This is a genomic window from Leisingera sp. SS27 (assembly GCF_028368855.1).
Taxonomy (GTDB): domain Bacteria; phylum Pseudomonadota; class Alphaproteobacteria; order Rhodobacterales; family Rhodobacteraceae; genus Leisingera.
This window is the reverse complement of sequence record NZ_JAQNCY010000013.1, coordinates 77,335-92,703: the sequence shown is the minus strand read 5'-3', so window position 1 is coordinate 92,703 and position 15,369 is coordinate 77,335. Positions and strand designations below refer to the sequence as shown.

Here is a 15,369-nt window from a genome sequence, read left to right as displayed (position 1 = left end):
CGCACCCCCGTGGAGTATTTTCGGCAAAGAAGAAGGGGCGGGTTCATTCTTCCTTAACCATGTTGCGGTGCACTCGTCCGGCGGTACAGGCTGGAGAGCCGATGACCGCCAAAGGAGAAGCCCTGCCTTCCGGCTCGGCGCTGCCGGGGCGGGGGCAGGGTGGACTTTGAGCTTCTTCTTTGTCCAAATACTCAAAATCCATCATCAGCCTCCCACGGTCCCGCCGCGGCCCTTGCGCCTACAGCGACCGCGCAATCAGCTCCTTCATGATCTCGTTGGTGCCGCCGTAGATCCGCTGCACCCTTGCGTCGGCCCACATCTCGCCCACGGCGTATTCCTGCATGTAGCCGTAGCCGCCGTGCAGCTGAAGGCATTCGTCCAGCACCTCGCCTTGAGTGTCGGTGATCCAGTATTTTGCCATCGCCGCCTTTTCGACTGTCAGCTTGCCTTGCAGGTGTTCGGCGATGCATTCGTCCAGGAAAGCGCGCGCGACCTTGGTCTTGGTCAGGCACTCCGCCAGCTTGAAGCGAGTGTTCTGGAATTGCGTCAGCGGCCCGCCAAAGGCTTCGCGTTCCTTGCAATATTCCACCGTGCGCGCCACCGCGCCTTCCATTGCGCCAACCGCACCGCAGGCAATGATCAGCCGCTCCTGCGGCAGCTGCTGCATCATCTGGTAGAACCCCTGGCCCTCGGTGCTGCCCAGGATGTTCTCCGGCGGGATCTCCACATCGCTGAAGAACAGTTCAGATGTGTCCGCCGCGTGGCAGCCGATTTTGTCGAGGTTGCGGCCGCGGCTGAAGCCCTCGGCGCCTTCGGTTTCCACCGCGACCAGCGAAACGCCCTTGGCACCCAAACTGGGATCGGTTTTGGCCGCCACCAGGATCAGGTTGGCGTGCTGGCCGTTGGTGATGAAGGTCTTCTGCCCCGACAGCCGGTAGGCGTTGCCATCCTTCACCGCCTTGGTCTTGATCGCCTGCACGTCGGAACCGGTGGAGGGCTCGGTCATCGCCAGCGCCCCGACCAGCTCGCCGCTCACCATCTTTGGCAGCCAGCGCTGTTTCTGCTCCTCGGTGCCATAGGCCAGGATATAGTGGCCGACGATGCCGGAATGTATGCCATGGCCCCAGCTGGCCAGATTGGCGCGGCTGGTTTCCATCAGGATCACCGCCTCATGGCCGAAATCGCCGCCGGCGCCGCCGTACTCCTCGGGGATCGAGGGGAGGAGAAGCCCCAGCTCACCGGCCTGGGTCCAGGTCTCTCGGTCCATCAGGCCCTGTTTGCGCCAGGTCTCGAATTTGGGAGCCCATTCATTTGTGATGAACTGGGCGGTCATCTCCCCAAGCATCTGGTGCTCTTCCGTCATCCATGCGGACTGCGTCTGGGTCATCTCTCTCCCTTTGCTGCGCTTTTCTAGCGCTTTCGCGCCTCCAGCTCGGCGTTGAACAGCCGCAGCCGGTGGCTCAGGTTCTCGTAGTCCGTCACGCTGTCGAAATTCTCGAACAGGAATGACAGCGCTTCTCCCTCGTCCAGCCCCGCCTCCTGGGCGAACCTCTTCAGCCTGCGGTAGCCGTCCTCCGTCATTGCGATCGGCAGGCGGCGGGTCAGGCGGAAACGTTTCGGCATAGTGCGGTCCTTTGCAAATCAAGGCACCGGCCGGGGTTGGGGCAGGGCGCCCCCGGCGGGGGAGCCCGAAGGCATCAGAAGGCGTCGGCGTCCAGCGCCATCACCGTGTCCGCGCCGCTTTCGATGCGGGCGAGGTGCAGCTTGGTCGCGGGCAGCCGCCGTGCCATGTAATACCGGCCGGTTGCGAGTTTCGTCTCATAGAACGCCGCGTCTTCAGCCCCGGCGTCAAGCGCTTCCTGCGCCGCCTTGCCCATCCTGGCCCACATCAGGCCCAGACAGACCTGTCCGAACAGGTGCATGAAGTCATAAGACCCCGCCAGAGCATGGTTCGGGTTCTTCATGCCGCTTTGCATGAAGAACATGCCGGCTGCCTGAAGATCCTTGGAGGCCGCCTGCAGCGGTTTGATGAAGTCCTTGGTGAAAGTCTCTGAAACTTCTTTGTTTTCCTGGCAGAAGGTTTTCACCATGTCAAAGAAGGCGAGAACGTATTTGCCGCCGTGCTGCCCCAGCTTGCGGCCCACCAGATCCAGCGCCTGCACGCCGTTGGCGCCCTCGTAGATCATCGCGATGCGGGCGTCGCGGGTGTATTGCGACATGCCCCATTCCTCGATGTAGCCATGGCCGCCATAGACCTGCTGCGCCTGCACCGTCATGTCATAGCCCTGATCGGTCAGGAAGCCCTTGATCACCGGCGTCATCAGCGAGATCAGACCGTCTGCATCCTTGTCGCCGGCCCTGTGCGCCTGGTCGATCAGGGTGGCGCCCCACAGCAGAAAGGCGCGCGCGCCCTCGGCAAAGCTCTTCTGATCCATCAGCGAGCGGCGGATGTCCGGGTGCACGATCAGCGGGTCCGCCGGGCCGTCCGGGTTCTTGACGCCGGTCACATCGCGGCCCTGCAGACGGTCCTTGGCGTATTCCACCGCGTTCTGATAGGCCGCCTCAGCCTGCGCCAGGCCCTGCATGCCGACGCCCAGGCGGGCCTCGTTCATCATGGTGAACATGGCGCGCATACCCTTGTGCTCCTCACCCAGCAGCCAGCCGGTCGCGCCGTCATAGTTCATCACGCAGGTGGAGTTGCCGTGGATGCCCATCTTCTCCTCGATCTTGCCGACCGAGACGCCGTTGCGCTCACCCAGTGAGCCGTCTGCATTCACCAGGAACTTGGGCACGATGAACAGGGAAACACCCTTGATGCCCTCGGGGCCGCCGGGGATCTTGGCCAGCACCAGATGCACGATGTTTTCCGCCATGTCGTGATCGCCGGAGGAGATGAAGATCTTCTGCCCGGAAATCTTGAAACTGCCGTCCCCCTGCGGTTCCGCCTTGGTGCGCATCAGGCCCAGATCGGTGCCGCAATGCGGCTCTGTCAGGTTCATGGTGCCGGTCCACTGGCAGCTTATCATGTTGGGCAGATAGGTCGCCTTCTGCTCATCGGTGCCATGCGCCAGAATGGCAGAGGCCGCCCCATGGGTCAGGCCCTGGTACATGGTGAAGGCCTGGTTCGCGGCAGAGAAGAACTCGCCCACCGCGGTGCCCATCACATATGGCATGTTCTGGCCGCCAAACTCTTCCGGCATGTCCAGCCCGGTCCAGCCGCCTTCCTTCACCTGTTCAAAGGCCTCGAGGAAACCCTTGGGTGTGTAGACGACGCCGTTTTCCAGGCGGCAGCCCTCCTGGTCGCCCACCGTGTTCAGCGGGTGCAGCACCTCGCTTGCGATCTTGCCTGCCTCTTCCAGCACGGCGCCGGTGAAATCCGGTTCCAGCTCATTGTATCCGGGAATGTCCTGGCCGGAGACCTTCAGCACGTCGTGCAGGATGAACTGGGCGTCTTTGGCGGGGGCTCGATAGGATGGCATGTCGGTCCTCTTCAGGGTCTTGGTGATCGTGGTCAGTGCCGGTCAGGCCGGCGGGAAAGGGCGGGGCGGCAGCCTATTCGGCCGCCTCCTGCTTGGCCCTCATCGAGGCGATCATCTTCTCGCCCCAGGCCAGCTGGTCCTTCAGGTCCTCGATTGCCTCGGTCAGCTCCTCGCGCTGGCGCTCCATATCGGCGAGCCGGTCACGCGCGACCTCATAGGTCTTGGTGAGCTGGGTCACCTGCTGGTCGCCGACATGGTACAGCTCCAGCAGCTGGCGGATTTCCTCCAGGCTGAACCCGAACCGCTTGCCGCGCAGGATCAGCTTCAGCCGGGCGCGGTCGCGTTTGGTGAACAGCCGCTTCTGGCCGTCGCGGATCGGGAACAGAAGTTCCTTGGCTTCGTAGAACCGGAGCGTGCGGGGCGTCACGTCAAAGGCCTCGCACATCTCGCGGATGGTCATGGTTTCTTCGGTCATCATCGTCACTCTTACGGCTTGGTGCAGCCCCAAGCTGTGCGCAGTTCGGATTTCGATCAAGACTGACTTTACGTTTACGTAAGTTGTACGTTGCGTCACTTTGCAGAGCGTTACAAGTTCGCAAAGCGCACATAAAGTGACGTAACGTTATGCGCCGGGGTGCGCTCCGCACGCGGGTCCTGGAGAAGGATCACACCTGGAAACAGGCGAATCCGGCGGCTGAGTTAGCAAACGAAAAACCCCGCCTGAAGGGCGGGGTTTTGAATTCCGTCGGGATGCGTTCTGCCTGCTACAGCAGCGCCCGGGTGCTTTCCCGAAGTTCGCTCAGCTCTTCAATCGCCTCGTTGATCTGCTCGCGCTGCTTCTCCAGCTCCACCAGCTGCCGGTCGGCCATTTCCATGAACGCGTGGTTCTGGGCGTCGTTGCCCTCTTTTTCATAGATCAGCAGCCACTGGCGGATCTCTTCCAACTGAAAGCCGAACTTGCGCCCGCGCAGGATCAGCTTCATCCGGGCACGCTCGCGCGCGCCATAAAACCGGGACCGGCCTTCGCGGTCCGGCTGCAAAAGCTCGATGTATTCATAGTAGCGCAGCGTCCGCGGCGTGACCTCGAACTCAGCGCACATTTCCTTGAATGACAATCTTTTGTCGGTCATCCGTCGTCTCCCTCGCCGGGAACCTATGCACTTGCAGCGAACGTTGCAACCTTCGCGGCGGCACACTTGCGCTTTTGCCGGCGCAGGGCCAAAGATGGGGCAGAGATTTCAAAGGACAGCCTCATGGCCGACAAGACCGACCTCGCGCGCCAGTTCATCGAAGCGATTCCGCACGCCAAGCAATTGGGAATGAAGCTGACGGAGATCGGCGACGGCACGGCCGAGATCCGCATGGCCTATGACGAAAAGCTGATCGGCGATCCCGCCACCGGCGTCATCCACGGCGGTGCGGTCTCAGCCCTGATGGACACATGCTGCGGCGCAGCGGTGATGAGCCACCCGTCCGCCCCCGGCGGCACCGCCACCATCGACCTGCGCATCGACTATATGCGCCCGGCAACGCCGGGGCAGGCGATCACCACCCGTGCCACCTGCCACCACATCACCCGCACCGTTGCCTTTGTCCGCGCCGTTGCGATGGACGAGGACACGGACCGCCCCGTCGCCACCGCCTCCGGCGCCTTTACCGTGGAGAAGAAGTTTTGAGCCGCCCCCGTCCCGAACCGATCCAGGTGGTCAAGCAGCGCCGCGATGCAGCCTTGTCAGCGCTGGTGGATTCTGTGCCCTACATCCGGTTTCTGAACGTCACCTTCGAACGCCGCGGTGATGAGCTGACGGCGGTGCTGAATTTCGACGACAAGCTGATCGGCAACCCGTTCCTGCCCGCCATCCATGGCGGGGTGACGGCAGCTTTCCTGGAAATCACCGCGATGATCACGCTCAACTGGTCGCACCTGTGGCAGCGCATCGAAAACGGCGATCTGGACCCGGCGGAGATGGCCAAGGGCAACCTGCCGCGCCAGCCCAAGACCATCGATTTCACCGTCGACTACCTGCGCTCCGGCCTGCCTCGGGATGCCTATGCCCGTGCCCGCGTGAACCGGTCGGGGCGCCGCTATGCCTCGGTGCATGTGGAGGCCTGGCAGGACCACAAGGACAAGCTGTTTGCCCAGGCCACGGGCCATTTCCTGATGCCGCAGGACAACAACGGCGACGGCTGAACGGATGACCAGCGCGGACACGGAGATCACCCATTCCCGGGTGCTCAAGATTGCTTTGCCGATTGTACTGTCGAACGCCACGGTGCCGATCCTCGGCGCTGTGGACACCGGCGTGGTCGGCCAGATGGGCGAGGCTGCGCCGATTGGCGCAGTGGGCATCGGCGCGGTGATTCTGGCGACGATCTACTGGATCTTCGGGTTCCTGCGCATGGGCACCACAGGTCTCGCCGCGCAGGCGCGCGGGGCGGGGGATTGGGGGGAAACCGGCGCACTTCTGATGCGCGGGCTGCTCCTGGCCTTTGCCGCCGGTGCTGTCTTCATCATCGCGCAAGGCGCGGTGTTCTGGGGTGCCTTTGCGCTGGCACCCGCCAGTGCCGGGGTTGAAAGCCTGGCCCGTGATTACCTGCAGATCCGCATCTGGGGCGCCCCCGCCACCATCGCGCTTTATGCGGTCACCGGCTGGCTGATCGCGGTGGAGCGCACCCGCGGCGTGTTCCTGCTGCAGGTCTGGATGAACGGGCTGAACATCGTGCTGGACCTGTGGTTCGTGCTGGGTTTTGGCTGGGGCGTGGAGGGCGTCGCCATCGCCACGCTGATCGCCGAATGGACCGGGCTGGCGCTGGGGCTGTACCTGTGCCGGGATGCCTTTGCCGGCGACCAGTGGCGCGACTGGGCGCGGGTGTTTGATCCGGCGCGGCTCAAACGGATGATGCAGGTGAACGGCGACATCATGGTGCGCTCGGTGCTGCTGACCGGGTCTTTCACCACCTTTCTGTTCATCGGCTCCGGCATCGGCGATGTGAACCTCGCTGCCAACCAGATCCTGCTGCAATTTGTCGAGATCACCGCCTTTGCACTCGATGGCTTTGCCTTCTCGGCTGAGGCTTTGGTGGGCGGTGCCGTCGGGGCCAAGGCGCGGGCCCGCGTGCGCCGGGCTGCCGTGGTGACGTCGCAATGGGGTGCGGGGGGAGCGGTCCTGCTGGGCATCGCCTTCGCTGCCGGAGGTCCCTGGCTGATCGACCTCATGTCCACGTCGCCGGACGTTCGCGAGGCGGGGCAGGTGTTCCTGATCTGGGCTGCGGTGCTGCCAATCCTCAGCGTGGCCAGCTACATGTTCGACGGCATCTACATCGGCGCCACCTGGACCCGCGACATGCGGCGGGCAATGCTGCAATCGGTGGCCATCTACGTTACGGCACTGCTGGTGCTGGTGCCGGCCTTTGGCAACCATGGGCTCTGGGCATCGCTGATTGTGCTGAACATCGCCCGCGGCGTGACGCTGGGCCTGCGCTACCCGCGGCTGGAGGCGCATGTGGGCACTTGAGCCAGCCGGAATTCTGCGAGAATTCCGGCCCGTTTTCCGGCGCGGAAAACGGGTGCTGCGCACCCAAAAACCCTCGCAGGATTTTTGGCCGTTTCCCGCGCCGGGAAACGGTCAGAGCAGCGCTTCGATTGCCTCGGTCGGCCGGCCGATCACCGCCTTGCCGTCCTTGATGGCAATCGGGCGCTCGATCAGGATCGGATGCGCGGCCATCGCGGCCAGCAGTTCCTCCTCAGCGCTGTCCTTGGAAAGACCCAGCTCCTTGAACACCTTTTCGCCTTTCCGCATCATCTCCGCCGCAGAGACGCCAAGCGCAGCTTGCACCGCCTTCAATTCCTCAACTGAGGGCGCATCTTCCAGGTAAACGCGCGTCTGCACCTCTGCGCCGCGGTCTTCGATCAGCGCAAGCCCTGCGCGGGATTTGGAGCATTTCGGGTAATGCCAATAGGTGATCACAGCCAATCCTTCCGTTTGGTCCCAACCGCTTGCGCGACGTTGTCAAACCCGTCGCGCGCCAACAATCCATCCAGCCCGCGGGCAATGTCCCCGGCCAGCGACAGCCCGCCATAGACCATCGCGGTATAGAGTTGCACGGCTGAGGCCCCGGCGCAGATCTTGGCGTAGGCCTGCTCTGCCGTGCTGATGCCGCCGACGCCAACCAGCGGCACCTTGCCCTCCAGCAGCTCCGACAGCTGCGCCAGAACCCGGGTGGATTTCTCAAACAGCGGCGCGCCGGAGAGGCCGCCGGCCTCACCCTTATGAGGGCTGCGCAAACCGTCGCGCGACAGGGTGGTGTTGGTGGCAATCACCGCGTCGATGCCGGTTTCCAGTGCGACGGCGGCAATATCCTCAATCCCCGTACGGTCCAGATCCGGCGCGATCTTTAGGAACACTGGCACCCGGTGGCTGAGGCCCTCGCGGGTCTCGATCACACCGGCCAGCAGCGCCGTGAGCGCCGCCTTGCCCTGCAGGTCGCGCAGTTTCTCGGTGTTGGGGGAGGACACGTTGACGGTCGCAAAATCCAGATGCGCGCCGCAATGGGCCAGCACCTTGGCGAAATCCGCGGCGCGGTCTTCGCTGTCCTTGTTGGCGCCGAGGTTCAAGCCAATGACCGCATCATGCGAGCGCTGCGCCAGCCGGGCGCCAATCGCCTCCATGCCCTCATTGTTGAAGCCGAAGCGGTTGATCGCTGCCTTGTCTTCTGTCAGGCGGAACAGGCGCGGCTTTGGGTTGCCGGGCTGCGGGCGGGGCGTTGCCGCGCCCACCTCGATGAAACCGAAGCCGGATTTTGACAGCGGCGCCAGCGCATCGGCGTTCTTGTCAAATCCTGCGGCCAGCCCCACCGGGTTCGGCAGGTCGATCCCCGCCAGCGTGGTTTTGAGCCGCGCAGAGGTAACCGGGCCGGGGGTTGGCGTCAGTCCCATGGTCAGCGCTTTGATTGACAGACCATGCGCGGCCTCGGGGTCCACCTTGTGCAACGCCGCCAGAGCCAGCTTTTCAGTCAGCTTCATGCCATCTCCTCCGGAAACTGATGGGTGCCCTCGACCAGCGGCAGGGGTTTGGCCCAGACCACATCCGGCATGCGGATATTGCGGTAAAGATGCGGGAACTCCGCGCCGCCGCGGGACACTTCCCACTTCAGGTCCGCGCCCATTGCATGTGCGTCACAGGCCAGCAGCGTCAGCCCCTCGGCACCAGCGAAATGCTTGGCCGCGGTTTCCGCCGCCTGGGTGGCGGTGGAGAAATGGACGTAGCCGTCCGCAACATCAATCGGCGCGCCGCTGGTCTCGCCCGCGGCCTGCAGCGCGGCCCATTCGTCCGCCCGGAAAATCTTGTAAATCAGCATATCGGCCTGATGCCCTGCGTTGGCAGATGAATCAAGGGGGATTGGCGGCAGCACCTGTGCAAAGCTGACGCAAGGGGAGGCAACGGGGCGGCTTTTCCCCTTTGACCGGCGCGGGGTTTGGGCGCAGGCTCCTCTTAAAACAGAACAACGGGAGCGCTCCTCATGATTGCACGCATTCTCACACCGGTTGCAGCCCTGGCCCTGACTGCCGGCAGCGCGGCGGCGGAGTACAAGCTGACCATCCTGCACACCAACGATTTCCATTCGCGGTTTGAGCCGATCAACAAATACGACAGCACCTGCGACGCGGAGGATCAGGCTGAGGGCAAGTGCTTTGGCGGCACCGCGCGGCTGGTGACGGCGATCGCGGACGCGCGGGCGCGGGCGGAGAATGCGATCCTGGTGGATGGCGGCGACCAGTTCCAGGGCTCGCTGTTTTATACCTACTACAAGGGCAAGGCCGCGGCGGAATTCATGACCAAGCTGGGCTATGACGGGATGACCGTCGGCAACCATGAGTTCGACGACGGGCCGGAGGTGCTGCGCGGGTTCATGGATGCGGTGGGCTTTCCGGTCCTGATGTCGAACGCGGATGTGTCTCAGGAGCCGTCGCTGGCGGATGTGCTGAAGAAATCCACGGTGATCGAGCGGGGTGGCGAGAAGATTGGCCTGATCGGCCTGACGCCGGAGGACACGCATGAGCTGGCAAGCCCCGGCAAGAACGTTCATTTCTCCGATCCCGTGGTGGCGGTGCAGGCGGAGGTCGACAGGCTGACTGCCGAGGGTGTGAACAAGATCGTGGTCCTCAGCCATTCCGGCTATGGCGTCGACCAGCGGGTGGCGGCGGAAACCACGGGTGTGGATGTGATCGTCGGCGGGCACTCGAATACCTACCTCTCCAACACCTCTGAGAAGGCCGCAGGGCCGTATCCGACCGTGGTGAACGGGGTGCAGATTGTGCAGGCCTATGCCTATGGCAAGTTCCTGGGCGAGCTGAATGTGACATTTGACGATGCAGGCAAAGTTGTCAGCGCCTCAGGCGAGCCGCTGATCATGGACGCCGCCGTCAACGAGGATGCGGCCACCCTTGACCGGATCGCGGAGCTGGCCCAGCCGCTGGACGAGATCCGCAACAAGGTGGTGGCAGAGGCCGCAGAACCCATCGAAGGCAGCCGTGATGTGTGCCGGGTGCAGGAGTGTCCGATGGGCAATCTGGTGGCCGATGCAATGCTCGACCGGGTGAAGGATCAGGGCGTGACCATTGCCATTGCCAACTCCGGCGGTATCCGGGCGAGCCTGGATGCGGGCGAGGTCACCATGGGCGAGGTGCTGACCATCCTGCCGTTCCAGAACACGCTCTCGACCTTCCAGATCGACGGCAAGACGCTGGTCGCGGCGCTGGAGAATGGTGTCAGCCAGGTAGAGGATGTCAAAGGCCGCTTCCCGCAGGTGGCGGGGCTCAAGTTCAGCTGGGACAGCTCAGCTGCGCCGAATGCGGGCCGCGTCACCGAGGTGATGGTGGCAGATGGCGAGAGCTTTGTGCCCATTGACCCGGCCAAGACCTATGTGGTTGTCACCAACGATTACGTCCGCAACGGCGGCGACGGCTATGCGATGTTCGAGGGCGACGACAAGAACGCCTATGACTTTGGTCCCGACTTGGCGGATGTGCTGGCGGAGTACCTGGCCGCGCAGGGGCCCTATACGCCCTATACCGACGGGCGGATTTCGCAGGTGAAATAAGTGGCTTTAAATAGGTCCGTTTCGGCCCGAATGTTTCGCGCGCGAAACATTCGGGCAAGGATGCTGCCGCATTATTTTGAGGGATTGGTAAGCTTTACGGCCAATTCCTTAACTGCCGCACAGGGCTTCCGTCGGCCGCGCGCACATGGCAGAATGGGCGCATGGACCACCCGCTGATCGACCTCATCAACGCCCGCATTGAAGCCGCCGAGAAGGACGGCGCCTTTGACAATCTGCAGGGCGCAGGCAAGCCGCTGCCCAAATGCGATGATCCGGAGAATGAGCTGGTGAACCGGCTGGTACGCGAAAGCGGCGGGATGCCGGAGTTCGTGAGCCTGTCGCGCGAATTGCAGCGCCTGCGGACGGAGCTGCGCGAGGCCGGCGACCGCAGCCGCCGGCAGGAGATCCTGAAAGAGATGTCGATGATGGACGCGCGGATCGAGATCGCGCGCAAGGCCTACTGCAAGTAGGCCCTGTTATCACTTGATTTCCGGCCAGATTTCCGGGTTCAGCCCGTCGATGAACGGCGCCAGGACATCGGCGTATTTCTCCCATTTGCCGATCGAGCGGGTGTGCGCCGTCTGGCGGACCTGGGTGTTCGACAGCGTCAGAACCTGGCCCTCGTGCCGTTCCGGGTGGGCCATGTCCTCGACCCAAGTGAGGCCGCAGAAGTCCGCCAGCTTGCGGCTTTCGCCCTCAATATCGGCAACGAAGTCCTCATAGCGCAGATCATAGATCCGCCCCGGCATCACCTGCCGCCAGTGCTGCATCAGCTGGCCATAAAGATTGAAGCGGTGCGCCATCGCCCTCAGGTCATAGGCATAGGTGAGCGAGCTGCCGGAGAAATAACCGCGCCAGATCGACAGCGCCACATCGCGCGGGTCGCGGCAAAGATGAACAAACCGTGCATCCGGGTAGGCGGTGCCAAGGTGGCCCAGCAGGCGGTAGTTGTCGGGCATTTTGTCGACATAGGCCGCGGTGCTTTCGGGCATCTCTGGCAGGCGGCTGATGTCCTCTGCCACGAAGGTGCGGGCGGCCTCAGACGTGAAGTCCTGATCCTTGTCCAGATAGGGATGCAGCAGGAAGGCCGGCACGCCGCGCTCGCCCAGTGGGAACACATCCGGGTGCAGGCCGATCACGGTTTCCGTCAGGGTCGTGCCGGAGCGCGGCATCCCAACCACATAGATCGGGCGGGGGCCTTCCGGCGCAGTATCCGCCGGGGTGATCTGATCCGGGAAGGCGGCCACGATCCGGGTGAACTGGCGCTCGCTCTCTTCGTAGTCGTAGGGGGTCTGCGCGGCCATACAGGCGTTGGCCTCGTCGTTGTGGGCGGCGAAGGCGTCCTTGTCACCCGCCTGGTCGGCGATCCGGGCGAGAGCAAAGCTGACGTTCGCACGGTCCATCGACCGGGGCGCGGCGGCCTTCAGCGCCTTTTGCGCCACGGGCAGCAGTTCTGCGTTCTGCTCTCGGCTGCTGATCCGGGCCAGCATTTCCAGCACCTGGGTGTCCTTGGGATCCAGCTCCATCAGGGCCAGGCACTGCTCGCGCGCCGCATCAGATTCGCCGTTGGAAATCAGCTGGCTTGCCAGCCGCCGCCGCGCCTCCACGTTCCGGGGGGCAACGGCCACGGCTTTCTCAGCGGCTGCGGTGGCCTCTTCCTGGCGCATCAGGCGGGCCAGCGGCAGGCTGATGTTTTGCAGGGCGTCTGCATCGTTCGGGTCGATCTTCAGGGCGGCCTGATAATCCGCCAGCATGGCTTTTTCGTCGCCAAGGGTGTTCCAGGCTGTTGCCCTCAGGCGCAGCATACGGGGCTGGCGGGCGTCGCGTGCGAGGGCTGCAGTTGCGGTTTCAATGGCCGCTTCGGCATCATTGAGGACCAATTGGGCCTGTGCTTTCAGATAATGGGCCGCCTGATCGCCGGGCTGGTCCTTCAGGACGCGTTCGACCAGTTTCATGGCGGTGTCGCCCTGCTGCAGGAACAAGAGTGTCTGTGCCATATTCTTGCGGGCGTCGTGAAATCCTGGGGCCAGCGCCAGCGCCTTCTTGAAGTAAGGCACAGCATCGCGGTGTTTGCCCAGGCCTGACAGGCAGATGCCGGCGATATTGGGGAAATCCGGGTGACTCTTGTACCGCTTCATGCCGCCCTTGGACTGTTTCAGCGCCTGTTTGAACTTGCCCTGGTTGAGAAAACCCAGGGCGGACTGGAGATCGTTCTGAAGAGTCATGAGGCCTATCTATCATCCTGTCAGGGCGGCTGAAAGCGGTGGCCCAGGGAGGCTTTGCATCTGCGCCGCAGCCCGGGTTAGAAATCAGCATGTGCGGACGATTTGCCATAACCCTGCCGGCGGATGCAATGGCGCAGCTGTTTGCGGCGCAGCCCGCCAATAATCTGCCCCGGGTGCCCGATTACAACGCCTGCCCGACAAACCCGGTGCATGTTGTGCAGGCAGGTGGGGCCGGGCGGCAGCTGGTCTCCATGCGCTGGGGGTTCCTGCCGCATTGGTACAAGAGCGAGAGTGCCGGGCCGTTGCTGATCAACGCACGGGCCGAGACGATTTCGGAAAAACCCGCCTTTGCCGCCGCAGCCCGCGAGCGGCGCTGCCTGATCCCGGCCACCGGGTTTTACGAATGGACCAAGTCGGAGGCGGGCGCCCGGCTGCCCTGGTTTATCTATCGCAGCGATGCGGCGCCCATCGCCTTTGCCGCCGTGTGGCAGAGCTGGGGCGATGCTGATCCGGTCAAGACCTGCGCCATTGTCACCACGGCCGCCAATCAGGGGCTGTCTGGCATCCACCACCGGATGCCGCTGATCCTGGAGCCCGGGGATTGGGGCAAATGGCTGGGGGAGGAGGGCCATGGCGCGGCCCGGCTGATGCAGCCGGGGGCGGAGGGCGTGCTGGACTACCACCGGGTTGATCCGGCGGTGAACTCCAACCGCGCCGAGGGGCCGGAGCTGATCGAGCCGTTCGGAGAGGAGGATATCCCGCGCGGGCAGCTGATCTGAAGACTACTCGGCGGCGTGACGGGCGGGCAGGTCGCGCTGCGGTGCGCGGCTGAGGTCGTTGCCTGCCAGCGTCGCCTTTTGCAGCAGCGCCACGAAGGTTTCCTGCTCGGCTTGCGTAAGGCCGGTCAGAATGCCGGGCTGGGAGGCCCGCACGATGGGCAGGATGTGCTCCAGCAGGGCCTCGCCGTCCCGGGTCAGGCTGACCTCGCGGGCACGGCGGTCGGCCTTGGAGACGCATCGCTGCACCAGCCCCTTGTCCACCAGCCGGTCCACCACTTTGCCCAGGGTGGCGCGGTCGTAGGCAATGAGACCCGCAACCGAGGCTTGATCGATGCCGGGGTGGCGGTGGATTGCGGCCATGGCAGAGAATTGCACCGGGGTGAGGTCAACGCCCTCTGCGGCCATATGGTCCATGAACCGGGCCACGGAAATCTGGTGCAGCCGCCGGATCAGGTGGCCGGGCAGGGAGTGGATGTCCAACGGGTCGGTCGTCATGGCCTTCTGGTCCTTGGCGGTCTGGATCCCGGCATATTTCGCGGGAGTGGTCTGTTCGCGAGGCATGCCATAGCGCCCTGTGCGCAATGCGCGCAAGACTTATCGCCGCGGCGGCAGCATTTGCGGCTTTTCCTTGCGCATGGGGCGCGGTAGGCATGGGCCATGGCGCTGAAATTCACCTCATTGCAAGACTTCTACGCTCACGGGTTCGACACCGTGATCGACGTGCGCAGCCCGGCGGAATATGCCGAGGATCATGTGCCGGGGGCGATCAGCCTGCCAGTGCTGAACAATGAGGAGCGGGCGGAGGTCGGCACGATTTATGTGCAGGACAGCCCCTTCAAGGCGCGCAAGCTGGGGGCGGCCTTGGTGTTCCGCAATGCCGCCAATCATATCGAACAGAGCCTGAGCCACTTCGAGGGCGGCTGGAAGCCGCTGGTCTACTGCTGGCGCGGCGGCCAGCGGTCGGGGTCCTTCACCTGGATGCTGCAGCAGATCGGCTGGCGTGCGGAAGTGGTGGAGGGCGGCTATCAGAGCTACCGCCGTCTGGTGAACGCGGCGCTCTATCAATCCGCGCTGCCTTATAGGCTGGTGGCGCTGGACGGCTATACCGGATCTGCCAAGACAGAGGTGCTGAAGCGCGCAGGAAAGCTGGGTGTTCAGGTGCTGGACCTGGAAGGGTTGGCCAATCACCGCGGCTCCTTGCTGGGGGATATGCCGACGCCTCAGCCCTCCCAGAAGGGGTTCGAGTCCGCCTTGGCAGGTGCGCTGATGAAGCTGGACCCGGCCCGCCCGGTACTGGTGGAGGCAGAATCCAGCAAGATCGGCCAGCGGATCATTCCGCCTGCGGTCTGGGACGCGATGAAGCAGGCCCCGCGGATCGAACTGCAGGTGCCGGTGGCCGCGCGCTGCGGCTACTTGGTGCGGGCTTACGATGACATCCTGTCAGATGCGGAGCGGCTGCGCGAGAAGCTGGGCCCGCTGCGCGCCCACCGCTCCGGCGCGGTGGTGGACGGCTGGTTTGCCAGCATCGAGGCAGGCGACAAGGCGGCCCTGACCGAGGCGCTGATGGTGGAGCATTACGATCCCGCCTACCGCAAGTCCCGCGCAGCTATTGGCGCGGAGGTCGCCGCCACTGTCGAAGCCGATGCGCTGGATGAAGAAGGCCTGAATGCCGCCGCAGTGCAGGTGGCGGAGGTCATGTCCGGTCTCTGACAGAGGCTCTCCCGCCCGTCGCCGGTGCCTCTGCGCGGCCCCGCTCCCGTTGGGCGTGGCGCCGCGCTGGCGCGC

At 64.0% G+C, this 15,369-nt stretch carries 18 protein-coding genes; 7 read left to right on the top strand and 11 right to left on the bottom strand.

The features are described 5' to 3' along the window. Positions 1-43: 43 nt before the first annotated feature. The 6 genes from N6L27_RS20190 to N6L27_RS20165 all read right to left on the bottom strand — a co-directional run bounded on the left by N6L27_RS20190 (position 44) and on the right by N6L27_RS20165 (position 4,609). Positions 44-202, bottom strand: coding sequence for a hypothetical protein (locus N6L27_RS20190; protein ID WP_271909230.1), 159 nt, complete (start codon positions 200-202; stop codon positions 44-46). A 36-nt stretch (positions 203-238) separates the two neighbouring features. After that, a complete protein-coding gene (locus N6L27_RS20185; protein ID WP_271909229.1) occupies positions 239-1,387 on the bottom strand; it encodes an acyl-CoA dehydrogenase family protein in 1,149 nt (382 codons plus the stop codon). 23 nt (positions 1,388-1,410) lie between these two features. Further along, positions 1,411-1,623: a hypothetical protein gene (locus N6L27_RS20180; RefSeq protein WP_065266373.1), complete on the bottom strand. Its 213-nt coding sequence runs from the start codon at positions 1,621-1,623 to the stop codon at positions 1,411-1,413. Positions 1,624-1,697: 74 nt separating this feature from the next. Then, positions 1,698-3,479, bottom strand: coding sequence for an acyl-CoA dehydrogenase C-terminal domain-containing protein (locus N6L27_RS20175; protein WP_271909228.1), 1,782 nt, complete (start codon positions 3,477-3,479; stop codon positions 1,698-1,700). Positions 3,480-3,552: 73 nt separating this feature from the next. Further along, on the bottom strand, positions 3,553-3,954 hold the full coding sequence (locus tag N6L27_RS20170) for a MerR family transcriptional regulator (RefSeq protein WP_271909227.1): 402 nt from the start codon (positions 3,952-3,954) through the stop codon (positions 3,553-3,555). A gap of 289 nt (positions 3,955-4,243) precedes the next feature. Then, on the bottom strand, positions 4,244-4,609 hold the full coding sequence (locus N6L27_RS20165; protein WP_271909226.1) for a MerR family transcriptional regulator: 366 nt from the start codon (positions 4,607-4,609) through the stop codon (positions 4,244-4,246). 123 nt (positions 4,610-4,732) lie between these two features. Here N6L27_RS20165 and N6L27_RS20160 point away from each other — a divergent pair, with 123 nt between their 5' ends. The 3 genes from N6L27_RS20160 to N6L27_RS20150 are packed head-to-tail and all read left to right on the top strand — an operon-like array spanning position 4,733 to position 6,994. Beyond that, positions 4,733-5,155: a PaaI family thioesterase gene (locus N6L27_RS20160; RefSeq protein ID WP_019295800.1), complete on the top strand. Its 423-nt coding sequence runs from the start codon at positions 4,733-4,735 to the stop codon at positions 5,153-5,155. Beyond that, on the top strand, positions 5,152-5,670 hold the full coding sequence (locus tag N6L27_RS20155) for a PaaI family thioesterase (protein WP_271909225.1): 519 nt from the start codon (positions 5,152-5,154) through the stop codon (positions 5,668-5,670). The genes N6L27_RS20160 and N6L27_RS20155 overlap by 4 nt, the downstream gene beginning before the upstream one ends. A gap of 4 nt (positions 5,671-5,674) precedes the next feature. After that, positions 5,675-6,994, top strand: coding sequence for an MATE family efflux transporter (locus tag N6L27_RS20150; protein ID WP_271909224.1), 1,320 nt, complete (start codon positions 5,675-5,677; stop codon positions 6,992-6,994). A 111-nt stretch (positions 6,995-7,105) separates the two neighbouring features. On the opposite strand, the gene arsC is transcribed toward N6L27_RS20150, so the two are convergent. From arsC to N6L27_RS20135, 3 genes are read right to left on the bottom strand one after another with little or no spacing between them, the layout of a single operon-like run. Continuing rightward, positions 7,106-7,447 (bottom strand): arsenate reductase (glutaredoxin), encoded by a 342-nt coding sequence (arsC, locus tag N6L27_RS20145; RefSeq protein WP_271909223.1) that lies wholly within the window; start codon positions 7,445-7,447, stop codon positions 7,106-7,108. Then, positions 7,444-8,502, bottom strand: a complete 1,059-nt coding sequence (locus N6L27_RS20140; RefSeq protein ID WP_271909222.1) for a quinone-dependent dihydroorotate dehydrogenase — start codon at positions 8,500-8,502, stop codon at positions 7,444-7,446. The genes arsC and N6L27_RS20140 overlap by 4 nt, the downstream gene beginning before the upstream one ends. Next, positions 8,499-8,837 (bottom strand): DUF952 domain-containing protein, encoded by a 339-nt coding sequence (locus N6L27_RS20135; protein WP_271909221.1) that lies wholly within the window; start codon positions 8,835-8,837, stop codon positions 8,499-8,501. The genes N6L27_RS20140 and N6L27_RS20135 overlap by 4 nt, the downstream gene beginning before the upstream one ends. Before the next feature lie 162 nt (positions 8,838-8,999). On the opposite strand from N6L27_RS20135, the gene N6L27_RS20130 reads away from it, so the two are divergent. After that, on the top strand, positions 9,000-10,580 hold the full coding sequence (locus N6L27_RS20130; protein WP_271909220.1) for a bifunctional metallophosphatase/5'-nucleotidase: 1,581 nt from the start codon (positions 9,000-9,002) through the stop codon (positions 10,578-10,580). 161 nt (positions 10,581-10,741) lie between these two features. Further along, complete coding sequence (locus N6L27_RS20125; protein ID WP_271909219.1) at positions 10,742-11,050, top strand: J-domain-containing protein; 309 nt, start codon at positions 10,742-10,744, stop codon at positions 11,048-11,050. Between the two features lie 9 nt (positions 11,051-11,059). On the opposite strand, the gene N6L27_RS20120 is transcribed toward N6L27_RS20125, so the two are convergent. Next, the gene (locus tag N6L27_RS20120) at positions 11,060-12,805 is read right to left on the bottom strand and encodes a tetratricopeptide repeat-containing sulfotransferase family protein (protein WP_271909218.1); all 1,746 of its coding nucleotides are present in this window, start codon (positions 12,803-12,805) and stop codon (positions 11,060-11,062) included. 89 nt (positions 12,806-12,894) lie between these two features. Between N6L27_RS20120 and N6L27_RS20115 the strand changes: the two genes are divergently transcribed. Continuing rightward, positions 12,895-13,584, top strand: coding sequence for an SOS response-associated peptidase (locus N6L27_RS20115; protein ID WP_271909217.1), 690 nt, complete (start codon positions 12,895-12,897; stop codon positions 13,582-13,584). A gap of 3 nt (positions 13,585-13,587) precedes the next feature. On the opposite strand, the gene N6L27_RS20110 is transcribed toward N6L27_RS20115, so the two are convergent. Further along, positions 13,588-14,079: a MarR family winged helix-turn-helix transcriptional regulator gene (locus tag N6L27_RS20110; RefSeq protein WP_271909252.1), complete on the bottom strand. Its 492-nt coding sequence runs from the start codon at positions 14,077-14,079 to the stop codon at positions 13,588-13,590. A 162-nt stretch (positions 14,080-14,241) separates the two neighbouring features. On the opposite strand from N6L27_RS20110, the gene mnmH reads away from it, so the two are divergent. Beyond that, positions 14,242-15,294, top strand: a complete 1,053-nt coding sequence (mnmH, locus tag N6L27_RS20105; protein WP_271909216.1) for a tRNA 2-selenouridine(34) synthase MnmH — start codon at positions 14,242-14,244, stop codon at positions 15,292-15,294. Positions 15,295-15,369: the final 75 nt, after the last annotated feature.